The sequence below is a fragment of the Streptomyces sp. CWNU-52B genome (assembly GCF_047444975.1).
In the GTDB taxonomy this organism is placed as follows: domain Bacteria; phylum Actinomycetota; class Actinomycetes; order Streptomycetales; family Streptomycetaceae; genus Streptomyces.
The window spans coordinates 20112-36861 of sequence record NZ_JBLFJV010000056.1 but is presented as its reverse complement, the minus strand read 5'-3'; the positions used below and the strand labels follow the sequence as shown (position 1 = coordinate 36861).

The window sequence follows — 16750 nt, the reverse complement described above, 5'->3', positions numbered from 1 at the left end:
CGTGCGCACAACCCCTGCGGGGCCGGCCGTACACGGGTGCGGCCGGCCCGGACGGCTCACCGCGTGACGGACTCGCCGGTGTCGCCGCGGCCGGTGCGGGACCTTTCACCCAGCGCCTCGTCCCGCACGCGCGCGCAACTGCGGGTGATGAGGCGCGACACGTGCATCTGGGAGATGCCGAGCTGGTCCGCTATGCGGTTCTGCGTCATGTCCTCGAAGAACCGCATGTACAGGATGTTCCGCTCGCGCTCCGGCAGCCGGCGGAGTCCTTCCTTCGCCGCCTCGCGGTCCACCACCACGTCGTAGGCGGAGTCGGGGCCGCCCAGCGTGTCCGCGAGGCTGTAGTTGTCGTCCGTGGACGACAGTTCCGCGTCCAGGGACAGCGTGCTGAAGCTCTCCATCGCCTCCATCCCCGCGTCGACCTCGTCCTCCGTCAGCCCGGCCTGCGCCGCGACGGCGGCCTTCGTCGGCTCGGGCGCCCCGGGGTTCAGCGTGAGCTCGCGACGGGCGACCCGTACCTTGTTGCGCAGTTCCTGGACCCTGCGGGGCACGCGCAGCGCCCACATGCGGTCACGGAAGTGCCGCTTCACCTCACCGGTGATGGTGGGCACCGCGTAACTCTCGAATGCCCCCCGGGAGGGGTCGAACCGGTCGATCGCCTTCACCAGGCCGACTGCCGCGACCTGGCGCAGGTCCTCGATGTTCTCGCCCCGGTCGCGGAACCGGCCGGCGATGCGGTGGGCCATGGGCAGCCACGCCGCCGCCAACTCGTCGCGGACGGCCTCCCGCTCGGGGCCGTCCTCCAGGACCGCCAGGCGGGCGAAGTCGCTCGCCGAATCGGGTGCGTCGTCGTGCGGGTGCCTCGGTACGGCGGACCGGGCGGACGGGGCCGCGGTGTCCGCGGGTACGGGATCCTCGAGGCGGCTTGTCGACAAGTCGATAGGCATGCGGATTCGCTCCTGAACAAGTGGCTTGCGAGGGGATGCCGCAGGGCGACGGCTTCCGGAGACGATGGCCTCCAGGACGCCGGAGGGCCACCGCGGTCGGCCGAGCCGGCCCTGCGGGCGTGCCTCCGGTCCGAAGCACGAGATTCCACGTGCCCCGGCTTCTCCCGGAGAAACACCCCGTCTCGAAATCGATGGCACGGCGCGCTGACGGCCCTTCACCGGAACGGGGGCGCACCGCACTTGCGCCCACCGTGTCGTCCGCGTCGACGCCCGTTCGCCGAGGGGAGCCGGGCGCCGGTTTCCGGCCGGACGGGCTGTGGCGTAGCTCTCTTTCAGAAATTGGGTGGCATGAGCCGCCTGAAGCCGGGAACACGCCCCGTGTCATCAACAGCGACGACGAATGGGGTGGACGGCATGGCAGCCGTGACGGCAGTCGGAGCAACGGCCACGGCGCAGGCGACCCGTACGACGGTCGAGACGGAACTCCCTCTCATCGAGGACCCGTCGCGCGTCAAGCCGAAGGACGCCCGGGATCTGTCCCGGCAGTTCTTCGACCGCCTGGCCGTGCTGGAAGAGGGCACGCACGAATACCAGTACGCGCGCAACACGCTGATCGAGATGAACGTGTCCCTCGTCCGGTACGCGGCCTCCAGGTTCCGCGGCCGGGACGACTCGATGGAGGACATCGTCCAGGTCGGCACCATCGGGCTGATCAAGGCCATCGACCGGTTCGAGCTGTCGCGCGAGGTGGAGTTCACCTCCTTCGCCGTGCCGTACATCGTCGGCGAGATCAAGCGGTTCTTCCGTGACACGAGCTGGGCCGTGCACGTGCCGCGCCGGCTGCAGGAGGCCCGGGTCGAGCTGGCGAAGGCCACCGAGGAGCTGCGGACCCGGCTGGGGCGCACGCCCACGACCGCCGAGCTGTCGCAGCTGATGTCGCTGCCCGAGGCGGAGGTCATCGAGGCCCGCAAGGCGGCGAACTGCTACAACTCCTCGTCGCTCGACGCGGCCATGGCTCCCGACGACGGCTCGCACGGCGAGTCCGTGCTGGCCGACTTCATCGGCGAGAACGACCGGTCGCTGGAGCTCGTGGAGGATCTCCACTCGCTGGCGCCCCTCGTCGCCGAGCTCGACGAGCGCGAGCGCCGCATCATCCACCTGCGGTTCGTCGAGGAGCGCACCCAGGCGGAGATCGGCGAGGCCCTGGGTGTCTCGCAGATGCATGTCTCGCGTCTGATCAGCCGCATCATCAAGCGGCTGCGGGCAGGCCTCCTCGACCCTTCGGTGGCCTGACCCCCGCGGCGGCACACCCGACAACCCCGAGCCACACCTGACCGGCGCCCCCCTACGCCGGTGACTGAGCCCGCCGTCGCGGTCCCCACGAGCATCCCCCCGCTCGCCGGACCGCGACGGCGGGCTCAGTCGTGCCCCAGGCACCCCCTCTGTCCTCGGTCCACCCTCCGCACACGCTCGTTCCGGTCTCCTTGCGGCCCCGGCTGGACGATTTCGGCACCACACTTTGTTCACAACTCACTTACGGGTTAGCCTGCGGCGTATTTTCCTCGTCGGCGGCCCGTGCAGCGGGACGTCGCCGAGGGTTCGGTCCGGCAGTGGGCCTGGAGTTCCGAGCCCCTCCCTACCGAGGGGCTCATGAGGCATGGAACGAGGGTGCGCATGACCAGCCAGACGACCGATACCGTCGACCGTACGCCGGGCGACCAGGAGCTGCGGCAGCTGCTGGCCGGCCTGACCGCGGTACGGGACGGCGATTTCGGCACCCGTCTGCCGGACGACGGGGACGGGCTCCTGGGCGACATCGCCACCGTCTTCAACGGCATGGTCGACCAGTTGTCCGTGTTCACCTCCGAAGTGACCCGGGTCGCCCGCGAGGTGGGCACCGAGGGCACCCTCGGCGGGCAGGCCGAGGTACCGGGGGTCTCCGGGACCTGGGCCGATCTCACCGACTCCGTCAACGCCATGTCGGGCAACCTGACGACCCAGGTCCGCGACATCGCTCAGGTGGCGACCGCGGTGGCCAAGGGCGACCTCTCCCAGAAGATCGACGTACCGGCGCGGGGCGAGATCCTGCAGCTGAAGAAGACCGTCAACACGATGGTCGACCAGCTCTCCGCCTTCGCCGACGAGGTCACCCGGGTCGCCCGCGAGGTCGGCAGCGAGGGGCGCCTCGGCGGCCAGGCCCAGGTGCCCGGCGTCGGCGGTGTCTGGCGCGATCTCACCGACTCCGTGAACCTGATGGCGGGCAATCTCACCGCACAGGTCCGCAACGTCGCCCAGGTGACGACCGCGGTGGCCGAGGGCGACCTCTCCCAGAAGATCACCGTGGACGCCCGCGGCGAGATCCTCGAACTCAAGAACACCATCAACACCATGGTCGACCAGCTCTCCGCCTTCGCCGACGAGGTCACCCGGGTCGCCCGCGAGGTCGGTACCGAGGGCCGGCTCGGCGGCCAGGCGGACGTCAAGGGGGTCAAGGGCACCTGGCGGGACCTGACCGACTCCGTGAACTTCATGGCGGGCAACCTCACCGCGCAGGTCCGCAACGTCGCCCAGGTGGCGACCGCGGTCGCCAGGGGCGACCTCTCCCAGAAGATCACCGTGGACGCCCGCGGCGAGATCCTCGCCCTGAAGGAGACCCTCAACACGATGGTGGACCAGCTGTCCGCCTTCGCCGACGAGGTGACCCGGGTGGCGCGCGAGGTCGGCACCGCGGGCAACCTGGGCGGGCAGGCCACCGTCCGCGGGGTCTCGGGCACCTGGAAGGACCTCACGGACAACGTCAACGTGATGGCGTCGAACCTGACGGGCCAGGTCCGCTCCATCGCGCAGGTCGCGACGGCCGTCGCCCGCGGCGACCTCTCCCAGAAGATCACCGTGGAGGCCAAGGGCGAGGTCGCCGCGCTGGCGGACGTCATCAACACCATGGTCGACACGCTGTCCGCGTTCGCCGACGAGGTCACGCGCGTCGCCCGCGAGGTCGGCACCGAGGGCCGGCTCGGCGGCCAGGCCCAGGTGCCGAATGTGGCGGGCACCTGGAAGGACCTCACCGACAACGTCAACTCGATGGCCAACAACCTCACCGGTCAGGTCCGCAACATCGCCCTGGTGACGACGGCCGTGGCCCGGGGCGACCTGTCCAAGAAGATCGACGTCGACGCCCGGGGCGAGATCCTCGAACTCAAGACGACCATCAACACGATGGTCGACCAGCTCTCCGCCTTCGCGGCCGAGGTCACCCGGGTCGCGCGGGAGGTCGGCAGCGAGGGGCGGCTCGGCGGGCAGGCCGAGGTGGAGGGTGTGTCCGGCACCTGGAAGCGTCTGACGGAGAACGTCAACGAGCTGGCGGGCAACCTCACCCGGCAGGTGCGCGCGATCGCCGAGGTGGCCAGCGCCGTCGCCGAGGGCGACCTGACCCGCTCGATCACCGTGGAGGCCTCCGGCGAGGTCGCCGAGCTCAAGGACAACATCAACTCCATGGTGGAGTCCCTGCGCGAGACGACGCGGGCCAACCAGGAGCAGGACTGGCTCAAGACGAACCTCGCGCGGGCCTCGGGTCTGATGCAGGGCCACCGGGACCTGTCGGTGGTGGCCGAGCTCATCATGGACGAGCTCGCGCCCCTCGCCTCCGCCCAGTACGGGGCGTTCTACCTCGCGGAGGAGACCGGCGGCGGCAGCGAACTGCGGCTCGTCGGCTCGTACGGATATCCCGACGAGGCCGACCGGCCCGAGCGCATCCCCTTCGGCCGCACGCTGGTCGGCCAGGCCGCGCGCAGCCGGCGCGCCATCACCGTCGACGAGCTGCCGCCGGGGTACGTGGCCATCTCCTCGGGGCTCGGCCGGACGGTGCCGACCGCGCTCGTGGTGCTGCCCATCGTGGTGGAGGAGCAGGTGCTCGGAGTCATCGAGCTGGCCTCGGTCACCCGCTTCACACAGATCCATCTGGACTTCCTGGGCCAGCTGATGGAGACCATCGGCGTCAACGTCAACACCATCGTGGCCAACGCCAGGACCGACGAACTGCTCGACGAGTCCCAGCGGCTGACCGCCGAACTGCAGGCGCGCTCCGAGGAGTTGCAGGTCCAGCAGGACGAACTGCAGCGTTCCAACGACGAGCTGGAGGACAAGGCCTCCCTGCTGGCCGCGCAGAACAGCGACATCGAGGCGAAGAACCTGCAGATCGAGCAGGCGAGGCAGGAACTGGAGACCCGGGCCCAGCAGTTGTCGCTGGCCTCCAAGTACAAGTCGGAGTTCCTGGCGAACATGAGCCACGAGCTGCGCACCCCCCTCAACAGCCTGCTGATCCTCGCCCAGCTGCTGGCACAGAACCCGTCGCGCAACCTCACCCCGAAGCAGGTCGAGTACGCGGGCATCATCCACTCGGCCGGCTCCGACCTGCTCCAGCTGATCAATGACATCCTCGACCTGTCGAAGGTCGAGGCCGGGAAGATGGACGTCAGCCCCGAGGTCGTCCCGCTGCGGCAGCTCCTGGAGTACGTCGAGGCCACCTTCCGGCCGATGACGACGCAGAAGAGCCTGGACTTCGTCGTGCGGACGGCCCCCGGCGCACCCGCCGACCTGCTCACCGACGACTCCCGGCTGCGTCAGGTCCTGCGCAACCTGCTGTCGAACGCGGTGAAGTTCACCGAGCACGGCGGCGTCGAGCTGCGGATCGAACCGGCATCCGACCACGAGGTGCCGGCCGGTGTGTTCCGCGGCGGCACCATCGTGGCCTTCCGGGTACAGGACACCGGGATCGGGATCCCGGAACAGCACCTGGAGACGGTCTTCGGGGCGTTCCAGCAGGCGGACGGGACCACGAGCCGCAAGTACGGCGGCACCGGTCTGGGGCTGTCCATCACGCGGGAGATCGCGCATCTGCTCGGCGGTGCCGTCACCGTGGACAGCACACCGGGACAGGGCAGTACGTTCACGCTGTTCCTGCCGGTGGCGCGCCCCGACTACTCGAACCTGGTGATCGGCGACCGTGCCCTGGAGCAGGCTGCGGGGGTGACCCCCGCCGCGCAGTCGGCGGCGAACGCACCGGTCCCGGGCCCGGCCGCAACGGCCAAGCGCGGCAGGCGCCGTCTGCTGGTCGTCGAGGAGCGGCAGCACGGACTGCTGACCCTCGTCGCGGAGAGCGCGGTCTCGGACATCACCCGGGGCCAGGACGCCGGTGACCCGCGGGGCACGGTCGACGTCGTCACCGCTTCCGGGGCGCACGAGGCGGCGAGCGCGCTGGCCGCGGGCCCCTGCCACTGCGTCGTCCTCGAACTCGGGATGCCCGGTGGCGAGGCGCCCCGTTTCCTGGACGCGATGCAGGGCGACGCCGCTCTCGCGAACGTCCCGGTGCTCGTGCACAGCGGCCACCGCGCGGACCTGGCGCAGGAGCGGGCGCTCCAGGAGCGCTCCGGCACGCGGGCCCTGGAGTTCCTGTCCAGTCTGGACGAACTGCGGGAGCGCATCGCGCTGCATCTCTCCGCCGAGGAGCTGGGGGACGTGCCGTCCCTGGCCCGTGCGGAGGAGCCGCGGTCCGACACGCCCCGGCGCGTCGAGGACGCCTTCCGGGGCCGCACCGTCCTCGTGGTCGACGACGACGCGCGCAACCTCTTCGCGCTCAGCGGCATCCTGGAGCTCCAGGGCTTCCACGTGCTGCACGCGGACAACGGCCGCAAGGGCATCGAGACGCTGGTCGGCCACCCCGACGTCGCACTCGTCCTGATGGACGTGATGATGCCGGAGATGGACGGCTACGCCGCCACGGCCGAGATCCGGAAGATGCCGCAGTACGCGCAGTTGCCCATCATCGCCGTCACGGCGAAGGCCATGCCCGGCGACCGGGAGAAGTCCCTCGCCTCCGGGGCGAGCGACCACGTCACCAAGCCGGTCGACACCGACGACCTCGTCGCCTGCGTCCGCCGCTGGCTCCCCGCGTGAGCGAGGGCACCCGGCCGTGCGTGACCGCCGGCCGGGTGCCGTCCCCGCGCCCCGCCCTCATGGGCATCCCCGCCGAGGAGCAATGGCAACGTGAGCCTTCCCGAACAGCGCCCTGATCCGGCCGACAGCCCGGACCGCCCCCGTACGTGCGACAACTCCGGTGACGACGGCACCGAGACCCCTTCGGACCGGCCGACCGCCCTGACCGCCGACTACCCCGTCGGCAAGCTGGCCGCCACGGTCGAACGGCTGCGCCACGAGGTGCGGGCGGCCCAGGCGGAGGCCGACGGGCGCGCCCTGATCGAACTCGCCAAGGGCATCCTGGTCGAGCGGCTGCGGTGCGGACCGGCCCAGGCCGCCCGCCAACTCGCCGAGCTGGCCGAACAGGCCAAGGTCACCCCGCTCGAACTCGCCGTCGACGTCATCAACCAGTCCGCCCGCGACCGCCTTTCCGACGTGACCGCCGCCTTCCTGGCCGGCGCCGAGGGCGACGGGAGCACCGCCTCCGGCGACGGTGGCACGCCCGCCGAGCACCCCGGGACGGAGCGCTCCGCCGCCGTGCGGCTGCGCGAGGCCGAGAGCGGCGCGCTCGCGGCCGCCGACACCCAGGCCGTCGCCGACTCACTGTTCCACCACGCGCTGACCCCGCTGGGCGCGGTGGCCGTGGCCATCTGGACCGCGCGGTCCGACGGTTCGCTCACCTTGTCGGGCAGCGCCGGGTTCTCCCCCGCGGAGGCCGGGCGCTGGCACTACGTGCCCCCGGGCGTGGTGACGGTGGCCCGTACGAGTCTCACCGAGCGCACCGGGCAGTGGATCGGCTCCCTCTCCACGACCGGCCTCCCCTCCATCGGCCAGCACGACCACCCCGACGGCGGACGGGCCGCCCTGCCCGCGGGCACCGGCGGACGCGTCCACGGAGTCCTCGAAGTCGTCTGGGCCACTCCCCTGGAACCGCAGCCGCCCCAGGTGATCCGGCAGGTCGAGGCGCTGGCGGAACTGTGCGCCCACACCCTGGAGACGTACGCGTTCGTGCACGGCGGCGACACCGTCAGCGAGCCCCGGGTCCTCCCGGACGCCGCGGAACTGGTGGATCTGGCCGACGGACTGCACGATCCCGCGCTGGTCCTCGTCCCGTACGTGGACGGCGGGCAACTCGTCGACTTCCACATCCACCACGTCAACAGCCGCTTCCTCGATCCGGCCGGCCGGCCCAGGGGGCTGGTCAGCGGCGCCCTGCTCCTGGAGGCCTACCCGTTGGCCGCCGGGGAGAGCGAACTCTTCCAGCGGATCGAGCGCGTCTATGCCACCGGGGAGCCGTTCCGCAGGCAGCGCATGAGCCTCACGGCGCTTGTCGACCAGGTGACCCTGGCGTCCGTGGCCGACATCAGCATCAGCCGGCACGGCAACAGCGTGCTCCTCATCTGGCGGGTCGAGGACGAGACGGCACGGCTCGCGAGCCTGCTCCAGCACGCCCAACGGCTGGGCCGGATCGGCGGCTTCGAGGAGAACCTGCTCACGGGTGAGATCACCTGGAACGGGCAGCTCTACAGCCTGTACGGCAGAGCGGAGTCGAGCGATCCGGTGCCGCTGGAGGAACTGGCCCTGCACGCGCACCCGGACGACGCCGTCACCATCGGCCGGTTCCTGCGCACGCTGCTCCACCACCGGCGCCCGGCGGCCGCGGCGTTCCGGCTCCAGGGCCCCGACGAGGTGACCCGCCACATCCGGGTGGTGGCGGAGCCGGTGCTGGACGCCGACGGCCGGCCGTTCGTCGTGCGCGGGGCCTACCAGGACATCTCGGCGCAGCACTGGACGGAGGTCGCGCTGACCGCCACGCGGGACCAGCTCGCGCACTCCGAGCAGCAGGCGGCCGAACGCAACCGCCTGACCCTTCAGTTGCAGCACGCCATCATGCCGCCGACCCAGGCGCCCCTGCGGGCTCCCCGGCTGGACGTGGCCGTCCGCTACCGGCCCGCCGAGACCGAGCAACTGGTGGGCGGCGACTGGTACGACGCGGTGGTCCTGCCGTCCGGCCTCGTGCTCCTGTGTGTGGGCGACGTGGCCGGTCACGGCATGGAGGCCGCCACCAGCATGGTCGTGCTGCGGAACGCGCTGCGGGGCCTCGCCGTGACGGGCGCGGGCCCCGGGCAGCTGCTGACCTGGCTCAACAGCGTGGCGCACCATCTGACGGGTTCCATCACCGCGACGGCGGTCTGCGGCATCTACGATCCGGACGGCCGTACGCTGCGCTGGGCCAGGGCCGGTCATCTGCCGCCCGTGCTGGTGCGGGACGGGGAGGCGGTGTCCCTTCCCCTCCTGAAGGGCCTGCTGCTCGGCGCCGTGCCGGAGGCGGCGTACACCGAGGACGAGGTGCGACTCGCGGTCGACGACACCCTGTTGATGTACACCGACGGGCTGATCGAGCGTCGGGACCGCACGATGCAGGAGTCCATGACGCAGCTCCTCGCCACGGTCCGTACCGGGCCGTCCACGCTCGACCAGCTGCTGGACCGGCTCCTCACGTACAGCAGGTCGGACACCGACGACGACACCTGCATCGTGGGGATACGCGTGGCGTAGTCCCGGCGGGTCAGCCGGTGGCCAGTGCGCTCCTCAGCACGGTGATCGCCTGGCTGATGGCGGCACGGGCCGCGTGCGTGCCGGACAGCGGGTTGAGCATCACGAAGTCGTGGATGATGCCCTGGTAGCGGGCCGCGGTGACCGGGACGCCTGCCTCGCGCAGCTTGTCGGCGTAGGCCTCGCCCTCGTCCCGCAGGACGTCGGCCTCTCCGGTGATGACCAGGGCCGGCGGCAGACCGGTGAGCTGCTCGGTGGTGGCACGCAGCGGGGACGCGGTGATCTCGGCGCGTTGCTTCTCGTCGGTCGTGTACTGGTCCCAGAACCACTGCATGGCGTCGCGGCGCAGGAAGTACCCCTCGGCGAACTGATGGTAGGAGCCGGTGTCGAAGGAGGCGTCGGTGACCGGGTAGAAGAGAACCTGCTGGACGAACGTGACGTCACCGCGCTCCTTGGCCATGAGGGTCAGCGCCGCGCTCATGTTGCCGCCGACGGAGTCGCCCGCCACGGCGATGCGCGCGGCGTCGAGGCCGTGGTCCGCGCCGGCGGTGACGACCCACCGGGCGACGGTGTAGTTCTGCTCGATGGCCACGGGGTAGCGCGCCTCGGGCGAGAGCGCGTACTCGGGGAAGACGACCGCGGCGCCCGTGCCGACGGCCAGTTCGCGCACGAGGCGGTCGTGGGTGTGGGCGTTGCCGAAGACCCAGCCCGCGCCGTGGATGTAGAGGATCACCGGAAGCGTGCCGGTCGCCGCCGCGGGGCGGACGATCCGCGCACGGACCTCGCCGGTGGGGCCGCCGGGGACGGTGATCCACTCCTCGTCGACGGCCGGCCCGCCCGACTCGCCGGACTGCACCTCGTCGACGGCCTTGCGGCCCTCGACGGGGCCGAGGTCGAAGAGGTAGGGCGGGTTGGCCGTCGCCTCCGCGAAGGCCGCGGCGGCGGGCTCCAGGACGGGACGGCTGCCGGTCGTGTCGGTCATGGCGATCTCCTCGTGTCCGGTGCCGGGGGCACGCTCCTCGCGGGCTTCGCCGGGAGCGGCGGCACGGCCATGACAGTAGCTCGCGATTAAGTCGTGCGCAACTCATTAGGGCGCTATATAGTCGGCCGGACCCGACGGTTAGGATGGAGATCACCGAGCGCGCAGCAGACGACACGGGCGTACGGACTCGGAGGCGGATACGAGGAGGTACGCCGTGAGCACTGCCGGAGTCGAATCGGCACAGGGGGATCCCCCCTCGGCCGCACAGGAGGGCTCGCACCCGCCGGCGCGGAAGCCCTCGCTCCTGCTGGAGGACCAGCTCTGCTTCGTCCTCTACGCGGCCTCCCGGGCGGTCACCGCCCGCTACCGCCCCCTGCTGGACGAGCTGGGGCTGACCTATCCGCAGTACCTGGTCATGCTCGCCCTGTGGGAGCAGGACTCGCTCTCGGTACGGGACCTGGGCACCGCCCTCCAGCTGGAGTCCAGCACCCTGTCGCCGCTCCTCAAGCGCCTGGAGGCGAACGGACTGCTGCGGCGCGAGCGCCGCACGGAGGACGAGCGTTCCGTCGCCCTCCGGCTCACCGACGCCGGAGCACGACTCCGGGACCGGGCGGAGTCGATCCCTCCCGCCATGGGCGACGCGATGGGCCTGACCCCCGAACAGGACGCCACGGCAAAGCAGTTGCTCCGCCTGCTGACGACCAACGTCAGCGCCTCCTAGGGGGCACCCCACCCCTCGACCGGGACGGCGTCGGTGCGTCGCAAGCATTGACGTGCACGCTTCACATACCTATGTTCTGGTCGACCTCCCGGACGTCGTACGACATCTCGAACACACTGTGAGCCCGGTCGGCCCCTCCCCGGCGGAAGCCGACCCCGCAGAGACGAGGACCGCATGGCACCCGCCCTCCCCAGACGCACCCTCCTCCAGGCCGCCCTGCTCGCGACCACCGCACCCGCGATGTCCTACGCCGCCACCGGCGGCCCGGCCTCGGCCGCCGCCCTGCCCGCGCCGTCGGCCTGGACGCTCCGGCCGTTCGAGCTCAAGGACGTGCGGCTCGATCCGGGACTCTTCGCCACGAAGCGGCAGTTCATGCTCGACCACGGCCGCGGCTACGACGTGAACAGGCTGCTCCAGGTCTTCCGCGCCAACGCCGGCCTCTCCACGGGCGGCGCGGTCGCCCCGGGCGGCTGGGAGGGCCTGGACGGCGAGGCCAACGGCAACCTCCGCGGCCACTACACCGGCCACTTCCTGACCATGCTGTCGCAGGCGTACGCGAGCACCGGCGACCAGGCCTACGCCGACAGGATCCAGGCCGTGCTCGGCGCGCTCACCGAGGTGCGCGCGGCCCTGCGCGAGGCCCCGGCCGTCCTGAGCGCCGCGGGGCGGTTCGGCACCGGCGCCGAGCACGTGCGCGGCTCCCACCAGTACGTCGACCTGCCGGCCGCCGTGCTGAACGGCTCCCCCGCGATCACCCTGTCCGCCTGGGTCAGGCCCACCCACGACGCCGCCTGGACCCGGGTCTTCGACTTCGGCCACGACACCACCCGGTACATGTACCTCGCCACCTGCAACGCCGGTGGCGTACCGCGCTTCGCCATCTCGACCGGCGGGCCCGCGGCCGAGCAGGGCCTCGACGGCACCGCGGCGCTCCCCGTCGGCCGGTGGGCCCATCTGGCGGTCACGCTCTCGGGCGGCACCGGCACCCTCTACGTCAACGGCACCGCGGTCGCCCGGAACACCTCGATGACCCTCGACCCGTCGTCCCTGGGCACCCCGACGCACAACTGGCTCGGCCGCTCGCACTTCGACGACCCGGTGTTCGCGGGCGTCCTCGACGAGTTCAACGTCTGGCCGCGGGCCCTGACCGGCGCCGAGATCACGTCCCTGCAGACCACTCGGGCCGCCGCCTCCTCGGCGGGCCGCGGCACCCTGGCCTCGTACACCTTCGACGAGACCACCGGAGGCACCTTCGCCGACGCCTCGGGCCGCGGTCTGACCGCCACGCTGCGCCGGACCTGGGGCGGTCCGAGCCACCCCGGGTTCCTCGCCGCGTACCCGGAGACGCAGTTCATCGACCTGGAGTCGAGGACCACCTCCGACTACACCAAGGTGTGGGCGCCCTACTACACCGCGCACAAGATCCTGCGAGGTCTGCTGGACGCCTACCTCGCCACGGACGACTCCCGGGCGCTCGACCTGGCGTCGGGCATGTGCGACTGGATGTACTCCCGGCTGTCCCGGCTGCCCGACGCCACCCGGCAGCGGATGTGGGGCATCTTCTCCAGCGGCGAGTTCGGCGGCGTCGTCGAGGCGGTCGTGGACCTGTACGCGTTCACCGGGAAGGCCGAACACCTCACGCTGGCCCGGCTGTTCGACCTCGACACGCTCATCGACGCCTGCGCCGCGAACACCGACACGCTCGACGGGCTGCACGCCAACCAGCACATCCCGGTCTTCACCGGTCTGGTCCGGCTGTACGACGCGACGGGCGAGACGCGGTACCTGACCGCCGCGAAGAACTTCTGGAGCATGGTCGTGCCCCACCGGATGTACGGCATCGGCGGGACCAGTTCCGGGGAGTTCTGGCGGGCCCGCGGGGTCGTGGCGGGGACGCTCTCCGACACCACCGCCGAGACCTGCTGCGCGTACAACCTGCTCAAGCTCAGCCGGATGCTGTTCCTCCACGAGCAGGACCCCGCGTACATGGACTACTACGAGCGGGCCCTCTACAACCAGGTCCTCGGCTCGAAGCAGGACCGGGCCGACGCGGAGAAGCCCCTGGTCACCTACTTCATCGGCCTCACCCCCGGCCACGTACGGGACTACACACCCAAGCAGGGCACCACCTGCTGCGAGGGCACCGGCATGGAGAGCGCCACCAAGTACCAGGACTCGGTGTACTTCAAGAAGGCCGACGGGAGCGCGCTGTACGTCAACCTGTACAGCCCGACCACCCTGACCTGGGCCGAGAAGGGTGTCACCGTCACCCAGCGCACGGACTATCCCAGGGAGCAGGGCTCCACCCTCACCGTCGGCGGCCGGAGCGCGGCCTTCGAACTGCGGCTGCGGGTGCCGTCCTGGGCGACGAGCGGCTTCCGGGTGACCGTCAACGGCGCCGCCGTGACCGGGACTCCGGCCGCCGGGACCTACTTCGCCGTCTCACGGACCTGGCACGCAGGTGACGTCGTGCGCGTCACGATCCCCTTCCGCACCCGGGTGGAGAAGACCCCCGACGACCCCGGGCTCCAGACCCTGTTCCACGGCCCGGTCAACCTGGTCGCCCGCGACAGCGCGACGAGCCGACTGCGGTTCGGGCTCTACCGCAACGCCGCCCTCTCCGGCGACCTGCTGCCGAGTCTCACCCCGGTCCCGGGTAGACCGCTCCACCACACGCTGGACGGCGTCGAGTTCGCCCCGTTCTTCGAGGGCACCGAGGATCCCACGCACGCCTACTTCACGCGCTCCGAGCCCAGGGTCGTCCTCGGCTCCACCGACTCCGGCGTCGCCAACCCGGCCAGGAGCGACGGCACGACCCTCCTCGACGAGATCTGGGCCGGCGCGCCGTTCGCCACCGGGGCCGCGCTGGTGACGCGGGTGCGGAGCACCGTGAACTCCTGGGTCTCGGCGGGCCTCCTGAGCCCGGCGGACGGCCAGAAGGTGGTGACCACGGCACAGAACGCCTCGTACGTGCCCTGAGGCGTGTACGAGGGTCGCGACCATACCTGCGACGGGGCCCAGGACAGCGGCCACCGACTTCATGAGTGAGGGGGACGTACGTCACATGTGGTGATGTCACACCGCGGGGCCCCGATTCCGTCCTGGATGTGTAACCCGCTACAACGGCAGAGGAGCACACCATGGAAGCCCGTCTGAACCTTCTCGGCAGCCCGCTCACGGCCCGGTTCGTCAAACACCTCACCTCCGCGGGCAAGGTGGTCGCGGACTCGACGCTGCCGGCCGCGACGCAGGAGCTGGTGAAGATCCGCGCCAGCCAGATCAACGGCTGCGGATTCTGCACCGACATGCACACCAAGGAGGCCACCGCGGCCGGAGAGACCCAGCAGCGGCTCAGCCTCGTGGCGGTCTGGCGGGAGGCCACGGTCTTCACCGAGGCCGAGCGCGCCGCGCTGGAACTGGCCGAGCAGGGCACCCGTATCGCCGACGCGGCCGGCGGGGTCAGCGACGAGGTCTGGGAGAACGCCGCCAAGCACTACGACGAGGAGCAGCTGGCCGCGCTGGTGTTCCTCGTCTCCCTGATCAACGCCTTCAACCGGGCGAACGTCATCGTCCAGCAGCCCGCCGGGGACTACCAGGTCGGCCAGTTCGGCTAGTCCGGCACCCCGGACGGCGGTCCGGTGCCCGCCCGGGTGCCCCCTGTCGCACTCCGGGCGAAAGGGCCATGCTTGCTCCGACCAGTCGCCGCGCACGACCGACGGAGCAGGCATGACGACGGACAGGGGTACACGGATCGAGGTCAGGCCGGCCGCCGGTCACATCGGCGCCGAGATCACGGGGGTCGACCTGGCCGGCGATCTGGACGACACGGCGGTCGCCGAGATCCGTGCGGCGATGCTGCGCTGGAAGGTGGTGTTCTTCCGCGAGCAGCACCTGGACCACGCCGCGCACCTCGCGTTCGCCCGGCGGTTCGGCGAGCCGGTCCGCCTGGCCGGGCGCGGCAGCGTGTCCCCCGTCGACGTCCCGGAGATCGAGACGACGGCCGACCGCCAGGAGCTCGGCGGGCGGTACGGCATGGAGCAGGACGAGTGGCTGCGCAGGCGCCGCCACTCGCTGCTGCGCGGCTGGCACTGCGACCACGGCGCCCGCGTCGATCCGCCCGCCGCGACCGTCCTGCGCGCCGAGACCGTGCCCCCGTACGGCGGCGACACCACCTGGTCGAACCTGGCGGCCGCCTACGCGGGGCTCTCGGCGCCCCTGCGGGACTTCGTCGACGGACTGCGCGCCGAGCACCGGCTGGGGGTCGGCTACCAGGCACGGCCCGGCGAGGACGCGTACGCCCGTCGGTTGCTGGACCGGCAGATCGCCTCCGAGCATCCGCTGGTGCGGGTGCACCCCGAGACGGGTGAGCGGGTGCTGTTCGTCAACGGCTACTACGTCGAGCAGATCCTGGGGCTCTCCCGCACGGAGAGCGCGCCGCTGCTCGACATGCTGCTCGGGCAGGCGACCCGGCCCGAGTACACCGTGCGGTTCCGCTGGGAGCCGGGGAGTGTCGCCTTCTGGGACAACCGGGCCACCATCCACCTGGCTCCCGGCGACACGGCCGGGCTCGACCACCCCCGGATCATGCACCGGGTGATGCTCGCGGGCGACGTCCCGGTCGGTGTCGACGGCAGGCCGTCGGTTGCAGTCGTGGGGAGCGAACCGGGGCGCTGGTGACGGCGGTGGTGGCCGGGCCGGGGCGCTCCGCGGGGCTCAGCCGGCCTTGGCCTGGGCCGAGATGCCGCCGTCCACCGGCATCGCCACCCCGGTGACGAACGACGAGCGGTCGCTGCACAGCCAGGCCGCCGCCTCGGCGATCTCCCGGGGCGCCGCCATGCGCTTCTGGATCTGCGGGGCGACGAACGCGTGCTCCAGGTCCGGAAGCTGCCGCACCGCCTCGTCGATCATCTCGCTGCGCGTCGTGCCGACCACCAGGGCGTTGACCCGGATGCCCTGGTCACCGTACTCGGACGCCGCCGCGCGAGTGATCCCCAGGACGGCGTGCTTGGCCGCGACGTAGGCGACGGAGGCCCCGGTCGCGTAACGGCCCGCGACGCTGCTGGTGTTGACGACGGAGCCACCCCTGCCCGAGGCGAGCATCACGGGCAACTGGTGCTTCATGCAGTTCCACACGCCCCGGACGTTGACGTCCATGGTGCGGTCGTACACCTCGTCGTCGGTCTCGTGCAGCAGCGTGCCGACCGTGCCGTGACCCGCGTTGTTGAAGGCGCAGTCCAGCGTGCCGAAGTGGTCGACGGCCGTCTCGACCACGCGGCGGACGTCGGCGGTGACGGCGACGTCGCCCGCGACCGCGAGCGCCCGGCCGCCGCTCGCGGTGATCTCCTCGGCGAGCGAGGCGAGGCGCTCGGCACGGCGTGCCATCAGGACGACCGCCGCGCCCTCCGCCGCGAACAGCCGCGCCGCGGCCTCCCCGATCCCGCTGGACGCACCCGTGATCATCGCCACCCGGCCCGCGAGCAGGCCCTGGTGGCTCCCCTGTGTGATCTCTTCTTCGCTCATCGGGCGAGCATAGGCAGCCGGACACCGGCCGCAGCAAGGCGCGAACGAGCC

General features: G+C 71.5%; 10 protein-coding genes. 7 read left to right on the top strand and 3 right to left on the bottom strand.

The genetic code is table 11. From position 1 onward, the window contains the following. Positions 1–56: 56 nt before the first annotated feature. Positions 57–947 carry a SigB/SigF/SigG family RNA polymerase sigma factor gene (locus ACLVWQ_RS35935; RefSeq protein ID WP_414113460.1) on the bottom strand — a complete coding sequence of 297 codons (891 nt, stop codon included), beginning with the start codon at positions 945–947 and terminating at the stop codon, positions 57–59. A 414-nt stretch (positions 948–1361) separates the two neighbouring features. Between ACLVWQ_RS35935 and ACLVWQ_RS35930 the strand changes: the two genes are divergently transcribed. The 3 genes from ACLVWQ_RS35930 to ACLVWQ_RS35920 all read left to right on the top strand — a co-directional run bounded on the left by ACLVWQ_RS35930 (position 1362) and on the right by ACLVWQ_RS35920 (position 9479). Next, a complete protein-coding gene (locus ACLVWQ_RS35930) occupies positions 1362–2240 on the top strand; it encodes a SigB/SigF/SigG family RNA polymerase sigma factor (RefSeq protein ID WP_414113459.1) in 879 nt (292 codons plus the stop codon). A 381-nt stretch (positions 2241–2621) separates the two neighbouring features. Beyond that, positions 2622–6899 carry a HAMP domain-containing protein gene (locus ACLVWQ_RS35925; RefSeq protein WP_414113458.1) on the top strand — a complete coding sequence of 1426 codons (4278 nt, stop codon included), beginning with the start codon at positions 2622–2624 and terminating at the stop codon, positions 6897–6899. Between the two features lie 201 nt (positions 6900–7100). Beyond that, complete coding sequence (locus ACLVWQ_RS35920) at positions 7101–9479, top strand: SpoIIE family protein phosphatase (protein ID WP_414113687.1); 2379 nt, start codon at positions 7101–7103, stop codon at positions 9477–9479. 10 nt (positions 9480–9489) lie between these two features. Here ACLVWQ_RS35920 and ACLVWQ_RS35915 read toward each other — a convergent pair whose 3' ends face one another. Beyond that, on the bottom strand, positions 9490–10458 hold the full coding sequence (locus tag ACLVWQ_RS35915; RefSeq protein ID WP_414113457.1) for an alpha/beta hydrolase: 969 nt from the start codon (positions 10456–10458) through the stop codon (positions 9490–9492). A 304-nt stretch (positions 10459–10762) separates the two neighbouring features. Here ACLVWQ_RS35915 and ACLVWQ_RS35910 point away from each other — a divergent pair, with 304 nt between their 5' ends. The 4 genes from ACLVWQ_RS35910 (at position 10763) to ACLVWQ_RS35895 (ending at position 15856) form a co-directional block, all read left to right on the top strand. After that, complete coding sequence (locus ACLVWQ_RS35910) at positions 10763–11179, top strand: MarR family winged helix-turn-helix transcriptional regulator (RefSeq protein ID WP_414113686.1); 417 nt, start codon at positions 10763–10765, stop codon at positions 11177–11179. Between the two features lie 174 nt (positions 11180–11353). Then, on the top strand, positions 11354–14158 hold the full coding sequence (locus tag ACLVWQ_RS35905) for a beta-L-arabinofuranosidase domain-containing protein (RefSeq protein ID WP_414113456.1): 2805 nt from the start codon (positions 11354–11356) through the stop codon (positions 14156–14158). Positions 14159–14319: 161 nt separating this feature from the next. After that, positions 14320–14793, top strand: a complete 474-nt coding sequence (locus tag ACLVWQ_RS35900; protein ID WP_414113455.1) for a carboxymuconolactone decarboxylase family protein — start codon at positions 14320–14322, stop codon at positions 14791–14793. 112 nt (positions 14794–14905) lie between these two features. Continuing rightward, complete coding sequence (locus ACLVWQ_RS35895) at positions 14906–15856, top strand: TauD/TfdA dioxygenase family protein (protein ID WP_414113454.1); 951 nt, start codon at positions 14906–14908, stop codon at positions 15854–15856. Between the two features lie 36 nt (positions 15857–15892). Here the strand turns inward: ACLVWQ_RS35895 and ACLVWQ_RS35890 are convergent, their stop codons facing one another. Next, positions 15893–16699, bottom strand: a complete 807-nt coding sequence (locus ACLVWQ_RS35890) for an SDR family NAD(P)-dependent oxidoreductase (protein WP_414113453.1) — start codon at positions 16697–16699, stop codon at positions 15893–15895. Positions 16700–16750 lie beyond the last annotated feature (51 nt).